A 22,136-nucleotide genomic window follows, 5' to 3' on the forward strand; every position below is an offset into this window, starting at 1 on the left:
GGGCCTGCAAGGCGCATGGTTGCTGGAGGCGCGCTCTGGATTTTAGAGATTGCTGCGGCGCAAGAACGCCGCATCGCATACCGCCGGCCGATAAAAAAAATTAGAGCGGCAGCACCTGTTCGGGGAACATCCGCGGACTCCAGCCGAGCTGGCCGCGCAGCAATTGCCAGTCGAAGCCCGCGCCCGGATCCTGTTTGCGGCCCGGTGCAATGTGCTCGTGGCCCGCGATGAACGCGATGGCGTAGTGCTGCGCAATCGCTGCGCAAAGGCTGGCCAGCGTTTCGTATTGGGCCTCGTCGAAGGGCTGGCCTTCCAGGCCTTCGAGCTCGATGCCGATCGAATCGTCGTTGCAGTTTTCGCGGCCGCGCCAGGACGACACGCCCGCATGCCATGCGCGGTCGTCGCAGCTCACGAATTGCCAGAGTTCGCCGTTGCGCCGCACATAGAAGTGCGAGGAAACCTCGAGGCCGCGAATGGATTGGAAGTAGGGATGCGCGTCCCAGTCGAGCTCGTTGGTGAAGAGTTGCTGCACCGCATTGCCGCCATATTCGCCGGGCGGCAAGCTGATGGAGTGCAGCACGATCAGGTCGGTCTGCGCGCCTGTCGGTCGCGGGCCGAAATTCGGCGATTGCAGCGCCTTTGCAAAGCGGTACCAGCCGGCGCGCCAGAGGCCGTCGCCGCCGCTCGCGTTGGCCGCTGATGCTTCAGTCGTCGGCATTGCTCGCGGTGCCTTCTTCGCCATTGGGCGTGGTGATGCCCAAGCGCGCGATGCGATAGCGGATCTGGCGCAGGCTCATGCCGAGCCGCGCGGCGGCCGCGGTGCGGTTGAAGCCGCTTTCATGCAGTGCGCGCACAAGAATTTCGCGCTCCTGCTGGTCGAGGTAGGCCTGCAGGTCGGACGGCAAGGGCGGCGGCGCGGTCTTGGGTTCCACGAAGGATGCGGCTGCGGGCGCCGCAGCGGCGGGCGGTTCGCCGTCGTCCGGCGGCGGAGAAGGCGAGGGCGCCGAAGCCGCAAGCCCCGCGACGGCGGGTTGCCCGCCTCCCATCAGGTCCAGGTGCAATTCGTCGCCGTCATTGAGTGCCACCGCCCGGTGCAGCAGGTTCTCGAGTTCGCGCACGTTGCCGTGCAGCGGATGCTGCGCAAGACGCTGCAGCAGGTCGGCGGAAAGATGCGGCACCGGCAGCCCGCCGTCATGCGCGATGCGCGCAAGCAATGCAGCGCACAGCGCCGGCAGGTCTTCGCGCCGGTCGCGCAGCGCGGGCACCGCAATCTCGATCACGTTGAGCCGGTAGAAAAGGTCCTGGCGGAAACGGCCGGCGTTGACTTCTGCGTGCAGGTCTTTGTGGGTGGCGCTCACGATGCGCACGTCGACTGCGTCTTCCTGAGTGGAACCGATGGAACGCACGCTGCGCTCCTGGATTGCCCGCAGCAGCTTGGACTGCATGGCCAGCGGCAGGTCGCCGATTTCGTCGAGAAACAGCGTGCCGCCGCGCGCGGCCTGGAAGTAGCCGTCGCGGTCTTGCGACGAGCCGGTGTACGACCCCTTGCGCGCACCGAAGAATTCGGCTTCGAGCAGGTTCTCCGGAATGGCGCCGCAGTTGACCGCGACGAACGGGCCGTCGCTGCGCTGGCTGCAGGCGTGTACGGCGCGTGCCACCAACTCCTTGCCGGTGCCCGATTCGCCGCGCACCAGCACGGGCGCCATGCCGCGCGCAACCTTGGCGATGCGCGACTTGACCAGGCGCATCGGCTCCGAGTTGCCCACCAGGCGTTCGAGGGCCGCGATGCCGCCGCCTGGAACGACGGGGGTGTCGCCCGCACGTTCGCCTTGCGCCGCCGGTGCCGCTTTCGTGGCCTTGGCTGGCGCGGCCTGCTGTGCTTGAACGGCCGATGCGACCACGGCGCGAAACTGCTTCAGGTCGACCGGCTTGGTCAGGTAGTCGAAGGCGCCGGCTTTCAGCGCCTCGACTGCGTTTTCGGCGGAGCCATAGGCTGTCATCACCACGCAGCGCTCGGTGCGCTGGTCTTTCTGGATGCGGTGGATGATTTCCATGCCCTGGCCGTCGGGCAGCCGCATGTCGGTGATCACCGCATCGAATTGGCCGGCCTCCAGGTGCTCCCACGCTTCCGAAACGCTGCCCGCGGCTTCCACGCGGTAGCCCTCGCGCAGCAGCGTGAGTTCATACAGCGTGCGCAGGTCGGGCTCGTCGTCGATGACGAGGATGTTGGCCGGGCGCTGCAGCGAAGGAGGGATGGGAGTGGTCACGGCGCTATTGTGTCAGCCGGTTTTCGCTGGGGGCGAAGCTGACGAAGAATTCGTTGCCCTCGGGTCCGCCCGCGACAAGCGCCCGGCGCTCGTAGCCGATGGTGGCGCCATGGCGCCTGCACAGTTCGCGGCACAGGAACAGGCCGAGCCCGCTCGATCGGCTTTCGGACGAGAAAAACGGCTCGAACAAATGGCGCTGCACCGCCGGTTCCAGGGGTGCGCCGTCGCTCCACACTTGCAGGCTCGGGCGGGCTGAGCTGCCGCGCTGCATGGTGGTGACGACCTGGATCGAACCCTCGCGCTTGCCGGCGTAGCGCGCCGCGTTGTCCAGCAGGTTCACGAGCAGCCGGCGCAGGTGCTCGACGTCGAAGCGCACTTCGCTGTCGGCGGCATCGAGGGTGATCAGAACGCCCTGGCGCTGCGTCTGGCGCACCCACTCTTCGGCGAGTGCGCGTACCGCGGGGTCGAGCACGACCTGCTCGCCCAGCGAAAGCACGCGCTGCTGGCGTGCTCGCGAAACGTCGAGCACGTCGTCCACGATGCGCGCGAGCCGCTGTGCGTTGTGCTGCACCATGCTTGTCAGCTTGCGGTGCGCGGGATCGGTCAGGTCTTCGTTGAGCAGCGCGCTGGCCTGCGTGATGGCGGCCAGCGGGTTGCGGATTTCATGCGCCACCGCGGCCGACATGCGGCCCATTGCGGCCAGCTTTTCGGTGCGGATGCGGGCCTCGATTTCGCGCAAGTCCTGAAGGAACATCACGCACAGGCTGTCCACGCGCTGGTCGCTGGTGGGCGTGAGCCGCGTGCGCACCCGCACTTCGCGCGCCGCGCCGCGCGCTTGGGCCACCGGAATCTCTTCGGATTGCGGCGCGCGGCGTGCGAAGGTCTGGCGCGCCAGCGCGGCAAGCGCGTGCCATGCGGGCTGCGTGTGCAACGCGAACGGAAGAGGGAGCTTTGCCAGGCCCTGACCCAGGATGGCGTCGGCGGCGGGGTTGGCCGCATGCACCATGCCTTCGGCGTCGATCACCAGCACGCCTTCGCTCAGCGTTTCGATCACCAGGTCGTTCACCTGCGCCTGCATTTGCGCGCTGCTGCGATTGCGCAGCGCCGTTTCTTCTTCGCGCGCCAGCCGGCGGGCCAGCTCGTGTGCCAAGAGCGCCACCACGAAGAGCCCTGTGCCGGTGAGCGCCGCCTGCACGAACCGCGTGGACGAATCGCCGGGCTGCTGGAGCCAGTGCCAGCCCGCGTCGGCCAGCAGCAGCAGCGTGACGGTGGCCGTGGTGCCCAGGCCGACGGTCACCGTTCCGAGCACCGCGCTCATGAGCACCGGCAGTGCGAACAGCGGCGTGTAGTTGATATTGCCGCCCTGCAGCACCTGGAGCGCAGTGAAGGTGCCCAGGTCGATGCCGATGGTCACGAACCACAGCGCCGCAAAGCCACGGATGGGCGGCTTGAAATGCGCGTAGCGCGCCCCCAGCCAGCTGGCGGCCAGGTACCCCGCCGAAAGCGCAATGGCCAGCGGCTGCATCGTCTGGCCGAGCGCAAGGGCCACGCCCTGCAGCAGCACGAGCACCAGCGCCACAAAGCAGCGCGCCGCCATGAAGCCGCGCCACAGCCGCAGCAGCGCGGCGCTTTCGCTCCGGCCCGGTTCGAGCACGTCCCAATCGGTGGTGATGGCCTCGGCGCGCGACCAGAGGGACGAACTCATGGAAGCAAGACCCGTTCAGCCGCGTTCCGCGGCGTCACGGTGTGCCGCACTGCAATACACCGCGTCGCCCGGGCCGCCGAGCGCATCGCTTGCAGGCAGGTGCAAGCCGCAATGCGCGCAGCGCAGCATGGCCTTGGGCGGCGCAGGTGCGGCGGGCTGGCGTTGGGCGCGGGCCGCCTTTTCGCGCTGGGCGTCGCGCATTTCTTCGCGGCGGTTCTTGCGCCAGAGCCAGATTGCCACCCAGAGCACCGCGAGAACGAGCAGGTATTTCATGCCGTGCCGCGCGCCAGCACCACTTCGAGCACAAAGCGCGATCCCACATAGGCCAGCAGCAACAGGGCCGAGCCCGCATACAGCACGCGGCGTGCCGTGCGGCCGCGCCAACCAAAGCGGACGCGTCCCACCAGCAGCACGGCAAAGCTCATCCAAGCCAGCACCGAGAACACCGTCTTGTGGTCCCACTTCCAGGCGCGCACGGTGGCGCCGTACAGCGTTTCACTGAACAGCAGGCCTGCGAGCAACGTGGCGGAAAGCAGCACGAAGCCCGCTGTGACGAAGCGGAAGGTGAGCCGTTCGAGCGTGAGCAGCGGTACGCCGGCTTGCGGCTCGGTGGCGAGGCGAATCTGTTTTTCGGCCCGGGTGATCAGCCACGCATGCACCACCGCGGCGCCGAACAGTCCATACGAGGCAATGCCCAGTGCAAGGTGCAGCGGCAGCCAGGGCGATGCTGAAACATGAAGCGGCGTACCGGGAAACATAACCGCCAGCAGCACCGCGGCCGCGCCCAACCAGGCCAATGCCCGCCGAACCTTCAGCTGCGGGTACATGCGGCTTTCGACCGCGTAGACGGTGAGCACCAGCCATGCCGTGACGGAAAGGGCCGGCGCAAAGCCGAACCTGGGCTCGCGGCCAACAAGGCCGTGGGCCAGCACCGCGGCGTGCAGCAGCCATGCGAGCCCCAAGGCCCACTGGGTGGCTTTTCGGCTCAGGCGGGCACCCGCGGCGGCGGCAAATCCGTAGGCAGCCGCGGTGGCGATGCCCAGCGCCACGGCAAGTGGGGAGGGGATCGCTAAAATCATTGCAGGAGTGTAATAGGCTCGCCCCCCGTCTTCGCGCACTTCGTGGCGCGTCGCCAACCCCCTCCCGGGGACAACACCTGCGGCCCGGCACCCATATCAGTCACGACTTTCCAATGACCCGCCGCGGCGGGCAGCAAGGCATTTCTTCCATGGCCACCGCCCTCTCAGAAAAGTTCTCCCGCCTCGTCAAGACGATGAGCGGCCAGGCGCGCATTACCGAAAGCAACGTGCAGGACATGCTGCGCGAAGTGCGAATGGCGCTGCTCGAGGCCGACGTGGCACTGCCGGTGGTGCGCGACTTCGTCGCCCGCGTCAAGGAAAAGTCGCTCGGCCAGGAAGTGCTGGGTTCGCTCAAGCCCGGCCAGGCACTGGTCGGCATCGTCAACCGCGAACTCGCCGCCACCATGGGCGAAGGCGTGTCCGACATCAATCTTGCGGCCCAGCCGCCCGCGGTGATCCTGATGGCCGGCCTGCAGGGCGCGGGCAAGACCACGACCACCGCCAAGCTGGCCAAGCACCTGATCGAAAAGCGCAAGAAGAAGGTGCTCACTGTGTCGGGTGACGTTTATCGGCCCGCCGCCATCGAGCAGCTCAAGATGGTCACCAGGCAGGCGGGCGCCGAATGGTTCCCGAGCACGCCGGACCAGAAGCCGCTCGACATTGCACGCGCCGCGCTCGACCACGCCAAGCGCCATTTCTTCGACGTGCTGCTGGTCGACACGGCCGGCCGCCTCGCCATCGACGAAGTGCTGATGACCGAAATCAAGCAGCTGCACGGCGCGCTCGATCCGGTCGAAACGCTGTTCGTGGTCGATGCGATGCAGGGCCAGGATGCGATCAATACCGCCAAGGCCTTCAAGGACGCGCTGCCGCTCACCGGCATCATCCTGACCAAGACCGACGGCGATTCGCGCGGCGGTGCGGCGCTGTCGGTGCGGCAAGTCACTGGCGTGCCGATCAAGTTTGCCGGCACGAGCGAGAAGATCGACGGGCTCGAAGTGTTCGACGCCGAGCGCCATGCCGGCCGCATCCTGGGCATGGGCGACATCGTTGCGCTGGTCGAGCAGGTCACGGCCGGCGTCGACGTGGCGGCGGCGCAGAAGCTGGCGGCCAAGGTCAAGAGCGGCGCGGGCTTCGACCTGAACGACTTTCTCGGCCAGTTGCAGCAGATGAAGCAGATGGGCGGCCTGTCGAGCCTGATGGACAAGCTGCCGCAGCAGATGGCCGCCAAGGCCACCGAGGCCGACATGACCCGCGCCGAGCGCGACATCCGCCGCAAGGAAGGCATCATCCAGAGCATGACGCCGCTGGAACGCCGCAAGCCCGAACTGCTCAAGGCCACGCGCAAGCGCCGCATCGCGGCCGGTGCGGGCGTGCAGGTTCAGGAAGTGAACCGCCTGCTCAACGAGTTCGAGCAGATGCAGGGCATGATGAAGAAGATGAAGGGCGGCGGCCTCATGAAGATGATGAAGCGCATGGGCGGCATGAAGGGCATGGGCGGGATGGGTGGCCCTGGCGGGCCGAAGCTGCCGTTCTGAGCCCCACGCATATATATAGACAGAAGCCCGCCGGGGATGCTCCGGCGGGCTTCGTCGTTTTCAGGTCTGCACGTCGTAGACCGTCGCATGCGCCTCCACGGGCGCCGGCAGCTCCCAGCGATGCAGCATCCGCTCGATGCCCGCGTTCGACAGCGTGGTGTCGCGCTCGCGGTTGCGGCGCATCAGCTCGGGATGCGGCACCTCCAGGTACACCAGTTCGATCCGGGCGTGATACGCCCAGAGCAGGTCCAGCGTCTTGGTGCGCATCTGCTGGCTCAGGTGCGTGGCGTTCCAGACGAAGCGCTCCTGCGTGCGCAGCAGCGCCTTGGCCCCATCGACCGCATGGTGCGCGGCCAGCCCGTCGTTCTCGCCGTGCTTCAACCCCAGTTCGGCACGCGCATCGTCGAACGACACGACCGGCCAGCCCTTGCGGTGCTGCGCCACCCAGTGGTTCTTGCCGCTCGCGGGCAGGCCGCACATCACCGTTACCTGCGAACCCGCAGCCTGGAACAACGGGTAGTCGGGACTGGTGTCCGCGCCACGGAAGTAAGCCAGCCGCGTGTGGGCATCCGCCATTTGGCGAGGGCCTTCCCAGCAGCCTTCTTCCCGGGCCAATTCCTCGAAAAGCGCGATATCGGCCATGCTGTCTGCGCGCTTCTCGTAGTGGCGCCCGAGCATGTCGCAGCGCGCCACGCAGCACAGGTCGGGCAGGCTCAATTCCCACGAGAGCTTGTGCACCAGCCACTCGGGCCGCACCCCCTTACGCGAGGCAAAGGCATGGAACGGCAACTGGTGCACCGCGATGATCCGGCACACGGCTTCGCGCAGCGCGAACGGCACGCGGGCCTTCCACATCAGCACGCGCACATCGACCGCGCCGCGGCGCGAATGGCCCGGCTGGCCGATACGGCCGCTGGCTTCGTCGATCACGGTGGTGTCCGGCTTGGCGATGTCGTGCAGCAGGCAGGCCATGAACAGCACGAAACGGCCGTCGGCGCCGGCACGCTGGTAGTGCGGATCCTGCATCAGCGCGTCCAGCACCATGCGAGTGTGGATGCCGACGTTGCCTTCGGCGTGGTAGTACGGGTCTTGCGGCGTCTCTTCAAGGCGCAGCAAGGCCGGCAGCAGTTCGCAGCACTTGGCCCAGTCGTAGCCCTGCGGAGGCGTCGGCACCAGTGCGCGCAAGTCGTCGTAGGTCATCGCGGCCTCCTTGTTGTTGTCAGTTCTGCGGGGTCGCGGAACGTGCGTAGCCCCAGGTCTTGCCAGCCCACTTGCGGCGTCGGCGCGTAGAGGTCGACACCCGGCGCGAGCTGGTTGGGCAGCACGGGCCGGCGGCTGTGATGCGATCCCGAATCCAGGATGGTTTGGACAAAGTCAGGCCGCACCCACTTGTAGCGGCCGGTCACCTCGCCCTGCGATTCAGTCTTGAGGTACAGGCCCTCGGCCAAGTCGGACAGGTCGGTCTGCTGCCGCGCGAGGTCGAGTGGCTGGCCTTCCTGCAACACGGCCTTTTCGAAAGCCGCTTTCCAGCCGGGGCTGCGCGCAAGCGATGGCCGCACGAGCGAGCGCAGTGCCTTCGCCTGGTGCGGCATCTCGCCTTCGTAGAGCACAGGCACCGAAAGTACCGGGCTGCCGTCGAGCAGTGCATGCCGCGCGGGTGTCGACAGGAAGCACTGCGCTTGGCGGTCGTAGAGGTCGAACTCCAGGAAGAACGCGGGCAGCCTGTCGTACCAGCAGCTGTGCTTTGCAAAGCACCACTCGCCGTACATCACGTAGCGGTCCTCGAGTCGCTCGAGCAGCGTTGGCTCGTGCGCGGCAGCCCAGTGCTTGAACAGGTTGAACTGGCGCTCGCTGGCGCCGCCCGCGAGATAGTGGCCGCGCGATTGCAGCAGCAGCTCGCCCCCAGAGGTGAACGACACGGCCGCATTGGCGCCATCGAGCTTTTCCTCGATGACCACATGCTGGCCCTGCAGCGCGGACAACGGCGTCTGGCCATCGTCGGTGTCGCCGGCCTGCAAGCGCGAGCCTTCCAGATGCGCAGTACGCGGGTACTTGAGCAGCGGAACGGATGAAAGAGAAGAGAGAGGGAACACGTTGTTCTCCAGATGCAAACCAGGAAGAACCGACAACGTGCGGGAGCGAAGCTGGAAGAGAGATCGACTCGGCGGCCGAAGCGGGCCGTGCCTGGTCAGTGAGGGAACGCAGCTAGGCGCCCGACATGACCAGCGAGTGGTGTTGTCGGCGTCAGAGGGTGGTGACGGCGAATCGGGGCACTTGGCGCTCCAGGGGATCGAAGGATCCGTGGGTTGAAAAAAGGAAGGCGCGATTCTAGCCACGCACCATAAAAAAAGCCGACCCTGAGGCCGGCTTTTTTAGGGGGCTGTGTCTTCGGCGCATCAGGCCGTGGCCAGTGCCGCCGGACGCGCAAGGCGCACCGCATGCATCCAGGCGCGGCGCAGCACGGCGGGCGAGCGCGATTCCTCGGGAATCAACAGGAAGCCGCGGTCGCGCAGCGACGTGCCCAGGGCGATCTGGCTGGTCAGCACCGTGAGCGGAATCGCCAGCAGCAGCGGCAGGCCAACGGGCATGAGCCAGATCAGCGCGCTCGGGTCGATCATTGCAACGCCCAGGGCCAGCGCGCCGACCACGATGCTCATGGGAGCGAGCTGCGACACGGCAACCTTCCACGGCACGGCAGCGGCTTCACGCGGGGGCGACTTCCAGTCGAGCTTGATGCCGGTGAGGGCGACCAGCACGAACAGCGAGTGAGCCAGCATGCGAACCGGCGCTTGCACGATGGCCAGGCCGCTTTCGAGCACCGAGCTTTTCACCAGGCCCCACAGGCCGCCGTATTGGCGTTGCTCGCCGCGCATCAGCACGGCAGCAATGCCGAGCACGCGGGGCAGGAACAACAGGCACAGGGTCCAGACCCACAGGCCGGCCAGTTCCGCCGGCAGCACGCTCCAGCTGGAGATGAGGCTCGAGCCGCTCAGCCACAGCGCGGTGCCCAGCGTCAGGAACGCGAGCCACAGCGGTGCCGAGACATACGCCATGGTGCCGGTCACGAACATTGCGCGGTGCACCGGGTGAATGCCGGGCTCGGCCATCAGGCGGGCGTTCTGCAGGTTGCCCTGGCACCAGCGGCGATCGCGCTGCAGTTCGGCCAGCAGGTCCGGCGGTTGCTGTTCGTAGCTGCCGACCAGGTCGGCGCAGAGCCACACGTTGTAGCCGGCGCGGCGCATCAGCGCGGCTTCGACGAAGTCGTGCGACATGATGCCGCCCGACATGCCGCCGGTGCCCTTGATGGGAGCAAGCGCGCAGTGCTTCATGAAGGGCTCGACGCGGATGATCGCGTTGTGGCCCCAGTAGTGCGATTCGCCCAGTTGCCAGAACTGCATGCCCAGCGTGAACAGGCGGCCCGTCACCCGGGAGGCGAATTGCTGTGCGCGGGCATGCAGCGTCACGTGGCCGATGGCCTGGGTGGCGGTCTGGATGATGCCGGCGGTCGGGTTGGCTTCCATCAGCTTGACCATCGAGGTCAGGCAGTCGCCGCTCATCACGGAGTCGGCGTCGAGCACCACCATGTAGCGGTAGTCCTTGCCCCAGCGGCGGCAGAAGTCGGCCACGTTGCCGGCCTTGCGGTGCGTGCGGCGGGTGCGCAGGCGGTAGTACACCTCGACCTGCGGCTGGTTGGGGCTGTCGGCCAGTGCGGCGCGAAGATCTTCCCAGGCAGCGCGCTCGGCGGCGGCGGTTTCGGGGTTGTAGCTGTCGGACAGCACAAACACGTCGAATTGCTTCGCGTGGCCGGTGGCCGCGACCGATTCGCAGGTGGCGCGCAGGCCGGCGAACACCGTGGCAACGTCTTCGTTGCAGATCGGCATGATGATCGCGGTGCGTGCCTCGGGGTTCATCGGGTGGTTGGCCACCTGCTTGACCGACAGTGCATGCTTGTCGCCGCGCACCGAGACATAGAAGCCCATGAGCGCCGTGACGAAGCCCGTGACGACCCAGCCCGAAAGCAGGCCGTACAAACCGATCTGGCCGTATTCGAGCCAGATGTTGTCGTAGTCGGGCTGCACGCCGGCAAACAGGGACGACGCGATCACGGTGCTCAGCAGCGTGAGCGCCATGAAGGCGAAGCGGCGTTGCGCCGCGGCGCGCTGCCACGGCTGCTTGACCTGTGCGCCGGCTTCGGCGGTTTCGCTTTCCGGCTTGCCGCCGGCGCCGAGCTTGACCAGCAAGGCGGTGCCGATGCTGTTCCAGAAGCCGCGCCAGGGGCGGGGCGCCATGGAGCCGCGGTTGACCGGCGGAGCGGTCACGGAATTGGGGTGGCGTTCTTCGCGCACCGGGCTGCGGTGCGAAAAGTCGGCTTCGGTCAGCACGTTCAGTTGGGAGAAGTCGTTCGGCTTCATGTGTGATTTACCAACGTTGCTTGTCGAGGGAAGGGGTGTCGCCAATGGCAGGAAAGCGCTTGATCACGCAATCCGGTTCGGCGCCGCCTGCGCTTGCGAGCGCGGCCAGCGAATGACCGGCGGCACGGGGCCGCGCGGGGGAAAACTGCTTTTGACGCAGGCCGTCGCGCTGCTGGCGCAGTGCGAAAGATGGGCTGTTGAGTGCTGTCATGCCTGTACAGGGGCAAACCCTGTGCCAGGTAGAAAAAACCCTTACAGATCAACAACTTGGAGCGATCTGAACGTGGTTTTCGGGTTTGGAGCCGGCTGGAAGGCCCCGAAACCCCTGTTTTTGTCGCCGAATCCCGACAAGCCTTATGGGTTGGTGGAAAACGGCCTTTTAAATCAACAACTTAGCAGCGTCGCTACTCGGCGACAGGCTCGCTGCCCGGAGCGACAGCGTCGGCCTTGAAGTGCCCGGGAGTGAGCTCATGCTTCTGCAGCAGGCGGTAGAACTCGGTACGGTTCCGGTCGGCCAGCCGGGCCGCGTCGGCCACATTGCCGTCGGTGAGCTTCAGCAGCCCGACCAGGTAGTCGCGCTCGAAGCGCTGCTTGGCCTCGGCATAGGTCTGTACCTCGACCGTCGGCACGCGCAGCGCCCGCTGCACCAGCGCCAGCGGAATGAGGGGCGAGCTCGACAGCGCGCAAACCTGTTCCACCACGTTGTAGAGCTGCCGCACGTTGCCGGGCCAGGCGGCGGTGGCGAGCGCCTTCAGCGCCTCGGGCGCAAAGCCCGAGAGCCGCTTGCCATATTTGGTCGAGAGCTTCTGCAGGAAGTGGTTGGCCAGGAGCGGAATATCCTCGCGCCGGGCCGACAACGGCGGCAGCGTGAGCGTGACCACGTTCAGGCGGTAATAAAGGTCTTCGCGGAACTGGCCCGCCTCCATGGCCGCGTCCAGGTCGCGGTGGGTGGCAGAGATGATGCGCACATCGACCTCGATCGACTGGCTGGCGCCGAGCGGCCGTACCGCGCGCTCCTGCAGCACGCGCAGCAGCTTGACTTGCAGCGCCGGCGGCATGTCTCCGATTTCGTCGAGCAGCAGCGTGCCGCCGTCGGCCTGCTGGAACAGGCCCTTGTGGTTGGCATGGGCGTCTGTGAAGGCGCCCTTCATGTGGCCGAACAGTTCGGACTCGAGCAGCGCCTCGGGGATGGCGCCGCAATTGACGGCCACGAAGGGCTTGTCGGCGCGAGCGCTCGCGCGGTGAATGGCACGGGCCAGCAGCTCCTTGCCGGCGCCGCTGTCGCCGCGCAAAAGCACCGAGGCGTCCGACTTGGCGACCATGCGCGCCTCGGCCAGCAGCTCGGACATGCGGTTGCTGCGGCTCACGATTTCGGCGCGCCAGCTTTCGTCGCCCGCCTTCGCGGGGGTGCTGGCGGGCGCGCCGAGCGCCAGCGCCTGGGCGATCTTGTCGAGCAGCTCGCGGCCGTCGTACGGCTTGGTCAGGTAGGTGAACACGCCGCGCGCCGTGGCCTCGACGGCATCGGGAATGGTGCCGTGGGCGGTCAGCAGGATCACCGGCAGCGAAGGATGGCGCTTTCTGATTTCGTCGAACAGCTGGAGCCCGTCGCGGCCGGGCAGCCGCACGTCGCTGAGCACGAGTTGCGGATGTTCGATCTCTAGTTGCGTGAGCGCAGTTTCAGCCGAGGTCACGGCCGTGACCTGGTAGCCGACCGAACTCAGCCGCATCGAGAGCAGCCGCAGCATGTCCGGGTCGTCGTCCACCACCAGCAGGCGTGCGCCGGTCGTGCTCATCGAGGGAACTCCTTGTGCAACCGCTGCATGTTCATGGGCTGGGCTTGGTGCCGTTGGGTGGGGGCAGGGTGGGCGCTGGCTGGTTCGGCCGCGCGAAGCTGCGCTCGATGGCGCGCAGCGCCTCGATGCGGTCGTTCAGCTGGTCGATGCGGCGCTGGCTCTCGCGCAACTGCTGCACCTGCTTGTCGCGGTCGTCCTCAACGCGGCGTTGTTCCACATAGCGCGCGGCCAGTGCGCGCGCGAGCGGCTGCAGGGGCTGGGCCTCGGGCGAGGGGTTGGATGCCACGCGCTGCATCAGTCCGAGGGCGCGCGCCAGGTCGGCCGGCACGCGCGTCTGGGCAAGCAGCAGCGCCAGCTGCATCTGCGCGCTGGGTGAATCGCCCGGATCGCCGGCACGGGTGATTTCGGCCGTCAGCTCGGCACCGCCGAGTGGCCGGACCTTGTCGGCATACGCCAGCATGGCCGCCACGGGCCCCTGAGTCATCAGTGTGAAGAGCGAGGCCGGCTGCGTGGCGGGCGCCGTGGGTTCGGCCTCGACGGGCATGACGCGCGGCACCGCGGGCGGCGGCGGCAGGGCGTTGGCCTCGGCCGGGGGCTCGGGCTGCGTCGCGCAGGCGGCCAGCAGCAGGACGAAAGGCACGGCCACCGCCCCGGAGAAGGTCGAACTGCGGACGAACGAAAAAGACATGGATCGGCGGAAAAAAGACAAGAGGCAGTGTTTCAGGTGGGTGCCCGAAGGCTTCACGATGGATTCGCGATGGGTTGTTCAGGAGGCTGGATCCGGGTTCAGGCCGTGCGCGGCAGTTCGATGCGAAAGCGCGCGCCAGGCCCGCTCGGCTGCAGTGTGATGCGGCCCCCATGGGCAGCAATGTACTCCTGCACGATGGAAAGGCCGATGCCCGTGCCCTTGACGGCATGCTCGGGCTGGCGCTCGCCCCGGTAGAACGGCTCGAAGATGCGGTCGCGGTCGCTTTCGGCAATACCCGGGCCGGCGTCATTGACATCGATGCAGGCCGAATCCGGCGTGCTCGACACCACGATATTGATGACTCCGCCACTTGCCGAATAGCGGATGGCGTTGGACAGCAGGTTGGCGATGGCGGTGCCAAGCTTGGTGCGGTCCACCGTGACCGTGAGCGGCTCGCCCTCGGCGCGCACGCGCAAGCCGTGCGCTTGCCACTGCAGGCGCTGCGCCTCGATCTGTTCCTCGATCAGCGGCAGCAGCTCGGTGCGCTCGCGGCGCAGCTCCCGCGCTTCGAAGGCCGCGGCATTGAAGCGCAGCAGCGCTTCGATCTGGCCCTGCAGAGACACGGTGTTCTGGTTCAGGATTTGCGCCACCTCCAGCTGGGCCGGGTTGAGCGGACCAGTCACCCCGTCTTCGAGCAGCGAGACGCCCTCCCTCAGCGCTGCGAGCGGCGTCTTCAATTCGTGCGACACATGGCGCAGGAAGCGGGCCTTGTCCGCATCCAGTTCGGTCAGCCGCAAGCGCAGCCACTCCAGCTGCTGCGACACGCGCCGGATGTCCGCCGGACCGCGAATGTCGATGGGTTCGTCGAGCCGGTTCTGCCCGAGGCCGACGATGGCGTGCTCCAGCCGCTTGAACGGGCGCGCAAGCCAGATGCCGAAAGCCAGCGCCAGCGTAACCGCAAGCACGCTGGCGGCCACCACTTCGCGCATCAGGCGGCGGCGTGCGTTCTCGATGCGCTTGGCCAGCGCGTCGTTTTGCGTTTCGATCAGGAACTGCGCCTGCTGCGCCAGGTTGGTGTTCAGCGAATCGAGTTCGCGGAACTGCATGGCCATGGTGCTTTCTCGCGCGAGAGCGCTGTCCGGGCTTCCGCTCATCAGGCCTTCGATCACGCCGAGCTGGGCGCGCCACATTTCGATGCCTGCCGGCGCCAGGCCGTTGTTCTCGAGCCGTTCGAGCACCTGGTGCGCTTCGCGCGCGGCGTCGTCGAACCGGCGGCGCAGCACCGCGTCGTTCAGCACCAGCGACTGGCGCCCGGCGCGCTCCATGGCTGCGCTGCGCTCGGCCAACGACTGCGCCGCGCCGGAGAGCCGCAGCGCCCGGGCGGCCGCGTCTCGGCTCTGGCTCATGAGCGCGTCGTACTGGAAAACCGATCGCAGCACCACGCCCACCAGCAGGGCGGTGATGAGCAGGAATGCAAAAAGAAGGAGCTGCTGGAACGAGCCCCGCGTCGATGGCCGCTTCGCCATCAGGCGGCGAGCGCGGCCGGAGCCGGCGCCGTCGTCGACGATTCTCGCGTGGCCACTTCGCCGCGCAGCGTGTAGGCCAGCGAGCGCGTGATGCGCAGGTCGGCCATCTGCCCGACGAGCCGCGCGTCGCCTTCGAAGTTGACGACGCGGTTGCACTCGGTGCGGCCCATCAGCTCGTTCGCGTCCTTGCGCGAAGCCCCTTCGACCAGCACGCGCTGCGTGGTGCCCACGAGCGCATCGCCAAAGCGGCGCACGTTGCCGTCGATCACGCGCTGCAGCGTCTGCAGCCGCGCGAGCTTCACCGCATGGGGGGTGTCGTCATGCAGCGCCGCGGCCGGCGTGCCGGGGCGCGGGCTGAAGATGAAGCTGAAGCTGTTGTCGAACTGGCAGTCGTCGATCAGCTTCATCATCTTGGCAAAGTCTTCGTCGGTTTCGCCGGGAAAGCCGACGATGAAGTCGCTGGAGAGCGCAAGCTCGGGCCGGATGGCGCGCAGCTTGCGCACCGTGCTCTTGTATTCCATGGCGGTGTAGCCGCGCTTCATGGCCATCAGGATGCGGTCGCTGCCATGCTGCACGGGCAGGTGCAGGTGGCTCACCAGCTGCGGCACCTTGGCATAGGCCTCGATGAGCCGCGGCGTGAACTCGTTCGGGTGACTGGTCGTGTAGCGGATGCGCTCGATGCCGGGGATCTCGGCCACGTACTCGATGAGCAGCGCGAAGTCGGCAATCTCGGCTGTATCGCCCATGCGGCCACGGTAGGCGTTCACGTTCTGCCCCAGCAGCGTGACCTCGCGCACGCCCTGGTCGGCCAGCCCGGCAATCTCCACCAGCACGTCGTCCAGCGGCCGGTTCACTTCTTCGCCGCGGGTATAGGGCACCACGCAGTAGCTGCAGTATTTGGAGCAGCCTTCCATGATCGACACGAACGCGGTCGCGCCCTCGACGCGCGCAGGCGGCAGGTGGTCGAACTTTTCGATTTCGGGAAAGCTGATGTCCACCTGCGGGCGGTCCAGCCGCTCGCGGTCGTTCAGCATTTCGGGCAGGCGGTGCAGCGTTTGCGGGCCGAACACGATGTCGACATAAGGGGCGCGCGCAATGATGGCGTCGCCCTCCTGGCTGGCCACGCAGCCGCCCACGCCGATCTTCACGCCCTTGGCCTTCAGGTGCTTCACGCGGCCAAGGTCGGAGAACACTTTTTCCTGGGCTTTTTCGCGCACCGAGCATGTGTTGAACAGGATCAGGTCGGCCTCGTCCACGTTCTGTGTGGGTTCGTAGCCCTGCGCGGCGTTCAGCACATCGGCCATCTTGTCCGAGTCGTACTCGTTCATCTGGCAGCCGAAGGTTTTGATGAAGACTTTTTTGCTCATGGGGTGCTCTCTTGGCCCTCCCGAGCGGGAAGGCGAAACGCAGGGTGCTCGTGCGGCGCCCTGCAGCACAGCGGGCGAGGGCCCGCTGGCATTTTTATTGCGTATTGAGGGTGTCGTTCGTGGTGAACGGCCAGATGTTCAAGAACGGCTTGTCGAGCGATTCGCGCCTGGCAACGGCTTCGTCGGGCGTCAGGATCCAGACCTCGCGCAACAGGCCTGCCGAGTCGCGCGTGTAGTTGACCAGGAATTTCTGGCCGGTGATGGCACCCGACGTGACCAGCATGTTCTGCGCGCTGCGGATGCGCCCGCCGGGCGCCATGCGATCGGGTTTGCCGTCGAGTTCGACATCGACCCCGTCGATCACCATGAACTTGCCGCGCAGCGTGCCGACAGGGAACGTGCGCCCGCCCACCAACGACTCGTTCTGGGTCTGCGGGCGGGGCACGTCGGCCTGGGCCGCGGCGTCAACGGAAAAAACGCTTGCAGCTACTGTGCAAAGCGCTATGAAAGTGAGAGCATTCGTGGGTTTCTTGCAGCGGTTCATGGGGTATATCCAGAGGCTGTGGAGCGGCGATTTTAGCGGTGGTGCTGTATTCGCCCGGTGCTTGCCACAGCGGGTTGTGCACGGGCCATTGCGTTGCCGCTTTACTTATCTTTACGGAACCCGTCGACACTGTGAACTGGCCGCTGATCCAATAGCCGCTGTCAGCCCAAAGTGCACAAAAAATCCATGAAGAAAAAACTCGTCTTCGCCCTTGCAGGTGTGTCGATCGTAGCCGCCGCAGGATGGTGGTGGAGCGGATCTGGCGATCGGCTTGCCGCAGGCAACGCCAAGCCCGCCGCGGGCCCCAAGGGCGCAGCACCTGCCAACGGTGCGCCGCCCGCGCTGGTGACGCTCGCAACCGCCGTGCGGCAGGACGTTCCGGTTACGGTACAGGTCAACGGCAGCGTGGTGTCTCTCAACAGCGTCGATCTTCGGCCGCAGGTCACCAATACCGTGGCGGCGGTGCACGTGAAGGAAGGGCAGTTCGTCAAGGAGGGCCAGTTGCTCTTCACGCTCGACGACCGCAACGACCAGGCCAACCTGGCACGTGCCCGCGCGCAGCAGAAGCGCGACGAGGCCACGCTGGCCGACCTGGAGCGCCAGTACAAGCGCAGCCAGGAACTGCTGGCGCAGAACTTCATTTCCAAGAGCGCCAGCGACGCCACACTGTCGCAACTCGAGGCACAGCGCGCCGCAGTGGCAGCCGATCGCGCCGCGGTGCAATCGGCGCAAGTGGCGCTGGGCTACGCCACGCTGCGCGCCCCCATCGCGGGGCGCATCGGCGGCGTCAACATCTACCCCGGCACGTTGGTCCAGCCCACGCTGTCGCTCGTCACCATCACGCAGCTCGATCCCATTGCGGTGAGCTTCCCCGTGCCTGAGGCCAACCTGCAAGACCTGCTGGCGGCGGCGCGCAGCCGCTCCAAGGTGGAGGCCCTTGTCACCGGGCGCCGCGAGCCGCTGAGCGGCGTGCTCAACTTCGTCGACAACACGGTCGATCCGCAGATCGGCACCGTGCGCGCAAAGGCGGTGTTCGACAACGCCGATCAAAGCCTGTGGCCCGGGCAATTCGTCGGCACGCGCATCACGGTGCGCACGCTGGCAGGCGCCACGGTGGTGCCCGCCGCGGCGCTCATGATGCTGCCTGACGGCACCTCGCTCTACGTGGTCGACAAGGCAAGCCTTGCCGCCCGCCGCAAGGTCCAGGTGCTCTACACCTTCGGCACCAAGGCCGCGGTGAGCGGTGTCGAGCCAGGCGAGCAGGTGGTCATCGAGGGCAGCCAGAACGTGCGCCCGGGCGGCAAGGTCCGCGTCGACGCGAAGGCCGCGCCGGCAGGCACCACCGGTGTCACGCCGGGCAGCGCCGCCTCGTCGGACACCAAGACCCCGCGGGAACGCGCATGAACATCTCGGAGCTGTGCATCCGTCGTCCCGCCATGACGGTGCTTTTGTCCGCCGCCGTGGTGGTGGCGGGCATCTTTGCGTATCTCAGCATTCCGGTGGCTGCGCTGCCGAGCTACAACACCCCGGTCATCAACGTCAACGCCCAACTGCCAGGCGCAAGCCCGGACACCATGGCCTCGTCGGTTGCGCTGCCGCTCGAAAAGCAGTTCTCGACCATTCCGGGCCTGCAGACCATCAGCTCGGTCAACACGCAGGGTGTGAGCTCGATCACGCTCGAGTTCGTGAGCAGCCGCGACATCGATGCCGCCGCCGTCGACGTGCAGGCTGCATTGCTGCGCGCCCAGCGCCAGCTGCCGCAAGAGCTGACGCAGCTGCCTTCGTACCGCAAGGTGAATCCGGCCGATGCGCCGGTGCTGTTCATCGCGCTCATTTCGCCGTCGATGAACCCGTCGGAGCTCAACGACTACGCCGAGAACCTGATCTCGCCCACGCTTTCCACCATCGATGGCGTGGCGCAGGTGGCCGTGTACGGGCGCAAGGCCTTCGCGGTGCGCATCAAGGCCAATGCCGATTTGCTCAACGCACGCAACATCACGCTCGACGAGCTCGCCAGGGCGGTGAATTCGGCCAATGCCAACACGCCCGTCGGCACGCTCGACGGCCCGCGCCAGACGCTCACCATCCAGGCCAACCGGCAGCTCACCAAGGCAGAAGACTTTGCCAAGCTCATCATCGGGCAGCGCAACGGTGCACCGGTGCGGCTCGACGAGGTGGCCACCATCGAAGACAGCTTCGAGTCGGTCAAGACCGCCAGCAGCTTCAACGGCCAGAGCTCCATTTCGCTGGCCGTGCAGCGCCAGCCCAACGCCAATACCGTGGAGGTGGTGGACGCGGTGCGCGCGCTCATTCCGCGCTTCAAGGCGGAGCTGCCGCAGTCGGTCGAGATCCACATGGTGAACGACCGCTCCCTGTCCATCCGCGAGGCGGTGCACGACGTGCAGCTCACGCTGCTGGGCACCATTGCGCTGGTGGTGCTGGTGATCTTCCTGTTCCTGCACCGGCTGGTGGCCACGCTCATTCCGGCGGCCACCATTCCCATTTCGCTGATCGGTGCGGTCGCGCTGCTCTATGCCTTCGGCTACAGCCTGGACAACGTGTCGCTGCTCGGCATCACACTGGCGGTGGGCCTGGTGGTGGACGACGCCATCGTGGTGCTCGAAAACATCATGCGCTACGTCGAGAAGGGCATGGAGCCGTTTGCGGCGGCGCTGCGCGGCGCGCGCGAAGTGGGCTTCACCATCATCTCGATCTCGATCTCGCTGGTGGCGGTGTTCATTCCCATCTTCTTCATGCCGGGCGTGATCGGCCTGCTGTTCCACGAGTTCGCGGTGGTTGTTGCCCTGGCCGTGCTGGTGTCGGCCGTTGTGTCGCTCACGCTGGTGCCAATGCTCGCGAGCCGGCTGCTCAAGCATGTGCCGCGGCCTGAAGGCGCCATCGACCACGAAGAAGAGCACCCGGAACCCGGCACCGCCATTGGCCGCGCCTTCGAGCGCGGCTACCGCTGGGTGCATGGCACCTACATGCGAACGCTCGACTGGACGCTCGGCCATCGCACGCTGATGCTGCTGATGGCGGGTGCTACCTTCGTTGTCACGGCCTGGTTGTTCGTCTCCATTCCGAAGGGCTTCTTCCCCGAAGAAGACATCGGCCAGATCCAGATCACCACCGAAGCGGCCGAAGACATTTCATTCACCGCCATGAACGCGCTGCAGGAGCGCGTGGCCGCCTCGCTCCAGGCCGACCCCAGCGTTGCCTACGTGAGCTCGTTCGTCGGCGTGGGCGGCCCGACCGCCACGCAGAACTCCGGGCGTCTTTTTGCGGTGCTCAAGCCGCGCAGCGAGCGCCCCAAGATGGCCAAGGTGCTCGAATCGCTGCGCCAGCGCTTCCGTGAGATTCCGGGCATTGCGGTCTATATGCAGCCGGTGCAAAACCTGCGCCTGGGCGGCCGCCAGAGCAAGGCGCGCTTCCAGTACACGCTGCAAAGCGTCAACGCCGGCGAAATGGTGCCGTGGTCCACGCGGCTCATGGAGCGCATGCGCGCCGACCCGGTTTTCCGCGACGTGACCAGCGACTCGCAGAACCGCGGCCTGCAGGCCACGCTCGAAATCGACCGCGACAAGGCCGGCGTGCTCGGCGTCGCGGTGGGCGACCTGCGCCTGGCGCTCTACAACGCCTATGGCGACCGGCAGATCGGCAGCATCTACGGTGCGAGCAACACCTACCAGGTGATTCTTTCGGCCGCGGACAGCGACCGGCAGTTCGAGGACGACGTCTCACGCCTCTCGGTGCGCAGCACCACGGGCCGGCTGGTGCCGCTCTCGGCCTTCTCGACCGTCAAGCGGACGGTGGGGCCGACCTCGGTCAACCACCAAGGCCAGCTGCAGGCCGTGACGGTGTCGTTCAACCTGGCGCCCGACGTGCCGCTGGGCAATGCGACCGCGAAGATCGACCAGTTCAAGGAAGAGCTGAAGATGCCGCAGTCGATCATCACCACCTATGGCGGCGATGCGGCGGTGTTCCAGAGTTCGCAATCGAGCCAGGCCGTGCTGCTGGTGCTGGCCGTGCTGGTCATCTACGTGCTGCTGGGCGTGCTGTACGAAAGCTACATCCACCCGCTGACCATCCTGGCCGGGCTGCCTTCCGCGGCGGTGGGCGCGTTGATCTCGCTGAAGATATTCGGCTTCGACCTGACGCTGATCGCGACCATCGGCATCCTGCTCCTGATCGGCATCGTGAAGAAGAACGCGATCATGATGATCGACTTTGCGCTCGACGCCCAGCGCACCGAAGGCATGAAGCCGGTCGACGCCATCCGCGAAGCCTGCCGGCTGCGCTTCCGCCCCATTCTCATGACCACGCTGGCTGCGCTAATGGGCGCACTGCCGCTGGCACTGGGGCTGGGTGCCGGTGCCGAACTGCGCCAGCCGCTCGGCGTGGCCGTGGTGGGCGGGCTGATCTTCTCGCAGGTGATCACGCTCTACATCACCCCCGCGATCTACCTGGCGCTCGACCGCTACAGCGGCACCGGGCCCATGGTCGAGCTGCCGGGCGAAGCCAAGGCCGAGGCCGCCGCGGCTCACACGACGGCGTCGCACGCCTAGGTGGTCGTTTCGTCCAGAACGTCGTCGTCCGCCGCCAGGTGGGCGGTGTCGCTCCAGCCGACCAGGCTGAAGCCTTCGGGCGTCCAGAGCATGCGGTTGATGGCCGCATTGCCGAGTTGCCAGGTGCGCGGCGCCTGAAGCTCCTGGCGGGTGGCGGCGCGGTAGAGCACGTCCATCACGCCGCCATGCGCCACCAGCGTGACCAGTTGGCCCGGATGGCGCGCGGCAAGTGCCGATGCAATGCGCGTCACGCGATCGCGAAAAACCAGCAGGCTCTCGCCGCCTTCGGGCTCGAATTCAGGGTCGCGCTCGCGCCAGCGCCTGGCTTGCTCGGGGAGCGTCGCCTCGATCTCCGCGAAGCTCATGCCCTCGAAGCGGCCGAAGGCGCGTTCGCGGAGGCCCGGCTCGGGCAGTACGGTGAGGCCATGGGGTTTCGCAATTTCCTGCGCGGTCTGCCAGGCGCGCGACAGGTCGCTCGCATAGATCACGCCGATGTCTTCGTCGGCCAGTGCCTGCCCCACGCGGCGGGCCTGCCACAAGCCGGTGGCGTTGAGCCCGATGTCGAGCTGGCCCTGGATGCGCGTGTCGACGTTCCAGGCGGTTTCGCCATGGCGAACGGCAATCAGGCGGGTAATTTCTTCCATCCGGCGGG

18 protein-coding genes are annotated in these 22,136 nt (G+C 66.9%); 3 read left to right on the top strand and 15 right to left on the bottom strand.

What is annotated here, in order from left to right; all coding sequences use genetic code 11:
• Positions 1-100: 100 nt before the first annotated feature.
• From ampD to QHG62_RS23080, 5 genes are read right to left on the bottom strand one after another with little or no spacing between them, the layout of a single operon-like run.
• Positions 101-718: a 1,6-anhydro-N-acetylmuramyl-L-alanine amidase AmpD gene (ampD, locus tag QHG62_RS23060; RefSeq protein WP_281147954.1), complete on the bottom strand. Its 618-nt coding sequence runs from the start codon at positions 716-718 to the stop codon at positions 101-103.
• A complete protein-coding gene (locus QHG62_RS23065; RefSeq protein ID WP_432445556.1) occupies positions 705-2,267 on the bottom strand; it encodes a sigma-54-dependent transcriptional regulator in 1,563 nt (520 codons plus the stop codon). Before QHG62_RS23065 ends, ampD begins: the two co-directional genes overlap by 14 nt.
• Before the next feature lie 4 nt (positions 2,268-2,271).
• Entirely contained in the window at positions 2,272-3,972 is a 1,701-nt protein-coding gene (locus QHG62_RS23070; protein ID WP_281147955.1) for a two-component system sensor histidine kinase NtrB, read from the bottom strand.
• Positions 3,973-3,987: 15 nt separating this feature from the next.
• A complete protein-coding gene (locus QHG62_RS23075; RefSeq protein ID WP_281147956.1) occupies positions 3,988-4,245 on the bottom strand; it encodes a PP0621 family protein in 258 nt (85 codons plus the stop codon).
• Positions 4,242-5,051: a cytochrome C assembly family protein gene (locus tag QHG62_RS23080; RefSeq protein ID WP_281147957.1), complete on the bottom strand. Its 810-nt coding sequence runs from the start codon at positions 5,049-5,051 to the stop codon at positions 4,242-4,244. The genes QHG62_RS23075 and QHG62_RS23080 overlap by 4 nt, the downstream gene beginning before the upstream one ends.
• 149 nt (positions 5,052-5,200) lie before the next feature.
• Between QHG62_RS23080 and ffh the strand changes: the two genes are divergently transcribed.
• Positions 5,201-6,589: a signal recognition particle protein gene (gene ffh, locus QHG62_RS23085; protein ID WP_281147958.1), complete on the top strand. Its 1,389-nt coding sequence runs from the start codon at positions 5,201-5,203 to the stop codon at positions 6,587-6,589.
• Between the two features lie 60 nt (positions 6,590-6,649).
• On the opposite strand, the gene QHG62_RS23090 is transcribed toward ffh, so the two are convergent.
• From QHG62_RS23090 to QHG62_RS23130, 9 genes are all read right to left on the bottom strand, one after another.
• On the bottom strand, positions 6,650-7,789 hold the full coding sequence (locus tag QHG62_RS23090) for an AAA family ATPase (RefSeq protein WP_281147959.1): 1,140 nt from the start codon (positions 7,787-7,789) through the stop codon (positions 6,650-6,652).
• A complete protein-coding gene (locus QHG62_RS23095; protein ID WP_281147960.1) occupies positions 7,786-8,682 on the bottom strand; it encodes an RNA ligase family protein in 897 nt (298 codons plus the stop codon). Before QHG62_RS23095 ends, QHG62_RS23090 begins: the two co-directional genes overlap by 4 nt.
• A 303-nt stretch (positions 8,683-8,985) precedes the next feature.
• Complete coding sequence (gene mdoH / locus QHG62_RS23100) at positions 8,986-11,001, bottom strand: glucans biosynthesis glucosyltransferase MdoH (RefSeq protein WP_281147961.1); 2,016 nt, start codon at positions 10,999-11,001, stop codon at positions 8,986-8,988.
• Positions 11,002-11,008: 7 nt separating this feature from the next.
• A complete protein-coding gene (locus tag QHG62_RS23105) occupies positions 11,009-11,212 on the bottom strand; it encodes a hypothetical protein (protein WP_157612076.1) in 204 nt (67 codons plus the stop codon).
• 193 nt (positions 11,213-11,405) lie between these two features.
• Positions 11,406-12,794 carry a sigma 54-interacting transcriptional regulator gene (locus tag QHG62_RS23110; RefSeq protein ID WP_281147962.1) on the bottom strand — a complete coding sequence of 463 codons (1,389 nt, stop codon included), beginning with the start codon at positions 12,792-12,794 and terminating at the stop codon, positions 11,406-11,408.
• 31 nt (positions 12,795-12,825) lie between these two features.
• Positions 12,826-13,482, bottom strand: a complete 657-nt coding sequence (locus QHG62_RS23115; RefSeq protein ID WP_281147963.1) for a hypothetical protein — start codon at positions 13,480-13,482, stop codon at positions 12,826-12,828.
• Positions 13,483-13,580: 98 nt separating this feature from the next.
• A complete protein-coding gene (locus QHG62_RS23120) occupies positions 13,581-15,008 on the bottom strand; it encodes a sensor histidine kinase (RefSeq protein ID WP_281147964.1) in 1,428 nt (475 codons plus the stop codon).
• The gene (gene miaB, locus QHG62_RS23125) at positions 15,008-16,375 is read right to left on the bottom strand and encodes a tRNA (N6-isopentenyl adenosine(37)-C2)-methylthiotransferase MiaB (protein ID WP_281147965.1); all 1,368 of its coding nucleotides are present in this window, start codon (positions 16,373-16,375) and stop codon (positions 15,008-15,010) included. The genes QHG62_RS23120 and miaB overlap by 1 nt, the downstream gene beginning before the upstream one ends.
• A 94-nt stretch (positions 16,376-16,469) precedes the next feature.
• On the bottom strand, positions 16,470-16,919 hold the full coding sequence (locus QHG62_RS23130; RefSeq protein WP_281147966.1) for a hypothetical protein: 450 nt from the start codon (positions 16,917-16,919) through the stop codon (positions 16,470-16,472).
• 186 nt (positions 16,920-17,105) lie between these two features.
• Between QHG62_RS23130 and QHG62_RS23135 the strand changes: the two genes are divergently transcribed.
• On the top strand, positions 17,106-18,323 hold the full coding sequence (locus tag QHG62_RS23135) for an efflux RND transporter periplasmic adaptor subunit (protein ID WP_281147967.1): 1,218 nt from the start codon (positions 17,106-17,108) through the stop codon (positions 18,321-18,323).
• Complete coding sequence (locus QHG62_RS23140; RefSeq protein ID WP_281147968.1) at positions 18,320-21,484, top strand: efflux RND transporter permease subunit; 3,165 nt, start codon at positions 18,320-18,322, stop codon at positions 21,482-21,484. The genes QHG62_RS23135 and QHG62_RS23140 overlap by 4 nt, the downstream gene beginning before the upstream one ends.
• Here the strand turns inward: QHG62_RS23140 and QHG62_RS23145 are convergent.
• Positions 21,481-22,128: a histidine phosphatase family protein gene (locus QHG62_RS23145; protein ID WP_281147969.1), complete on the bottom strand. Its 648-nt coding sequence runs from the start codon at positions 22,126-22,128 to the stop codon at positions 21,481-21,483. The two genes, QHG62_RS23140 and QHG62_RS23145, sit on opposite strands and share 4 nt — an antisense overlap.
• Positions 22,129-22,136: the final 8 nt, after the last annotated feature.

Source organism: Variovorax paradoxus, assembly GCF_029919115.1.
Taxonomy (GTDB): domain Bacteria; phylum Pseudomonadota; class Gammaproteobacteria; order Burkholderiales; family Burkholderiaceae_C; genus Variovorax; species Variovorax paradoxus_O.

Coding starts and splice junctions, on each gene's coding strand:
- QHG62_RS23130 (WP_281147966.1), bottom strand. CDS start 16,919: ATGAACCGCTGCAAGAAACCCACGAATGCTCTCACTTTCATAGCGCTT.
- QHG62_RS23105 (WP_157612076.1), bottom strand. CDS start 11,212: ATGACAGCACTCAACAGCCCATCTTTCGCACTGCGCCAGCAGCGCGAC.
- mdoH (WP_281147961.1), bottom strand. CDS start 11,001: ATGAAGCCGAACGACTTCTCCCAACTGAACGTGCTGACCGAAGCCGAC.
- ampD (WP_281147954.1), bottom strand. CDS start 718: ATGCCGACGACTGAAGCATCAGCGGCCAACGCGAGCGGCGGCGACGGC.
- QHG62_RS23140 (WP_281147968.1), top strand. CDS start 18,320: ATGAACATCTCGGAGCTGTGCATCCGTCGTCCCGCCATGACGGTGCTT.
- ffh (WP_281147958.1), top strand. CDS start 5,201: ATGGCCACCGCCCTCTCAGAAAAGTTCTCCCGCCTCGTCAAGACGATG.
- miaB (WP_281147965.1), bottom strand. CDS start 16,375: ATGAGCAAAAAAGTCTTCATCAAAACCTTCGGCTGCCAGATGAACGAG.
- QHG62_RS23080 (WP_281147957.1), bottom strand. CDS start 5,051: ATGATTTTAGCGATCCCCTCCCCACTTGCCGTGGCGCTGGGCATCGCC.
- QHG62_RS23070 (WP_281147955.1), bottom strand. CDS start 3,972: ATGAGTTCGTCCCTCTGGTCGCGCGCCGAGGCCATCACCACCGATTGG.
- QHG62_RS23120 (WP_281147964.1), bottom strand. CDS start 15,008: ATGGCGAAGCGGCCATCGACGCGGGGCTCGTTCCAGCAGCTCCTTCTT.
- QHG62_RS23115 (WP_281147963.1), bottom strand. CDS start 13,482: ATGTCTTTTTCGTTCGTCCGCAGTTCGACCTTCTCCGGGGCGGTGGCC.
- QHG62_RS23110 (WP_281147962.1), bottom strand. CDS start 12,794: ATGAGCACGACCGGCGCACGCCTGCTGGTGGTGGACGACGACCCGGAC.
- QHG62_RS23075 (WP_281147956.1), bottom strand. CDS start 4,245: ATGAAATACCTGCTCGTTCTCGCGGTGCTCTGGGTGGCAATCTGGCTC.
- QHG62_RS23135 (WP_281147967.1), top strand. CDS start 17,106: ATGAAGAAAAAACTCGTCTTCGCCCTTGCAGGTGTGTCGATCGTAGCC.
- QHG62_RS23090 (WP_281147959.1), bottom strand. CDS start 7,789: ATGACCTACGACGACTTGCGCGCACTGGTGCCGACGCCTCCGCAGGGC.
- QHG62_RS23145 (WP_281147969.1), bottom strand. CDS start 22,128: ATGGAAGAAATTACCCGCCTGATTGCCGTTCGCCATGGCGAAACCGCC.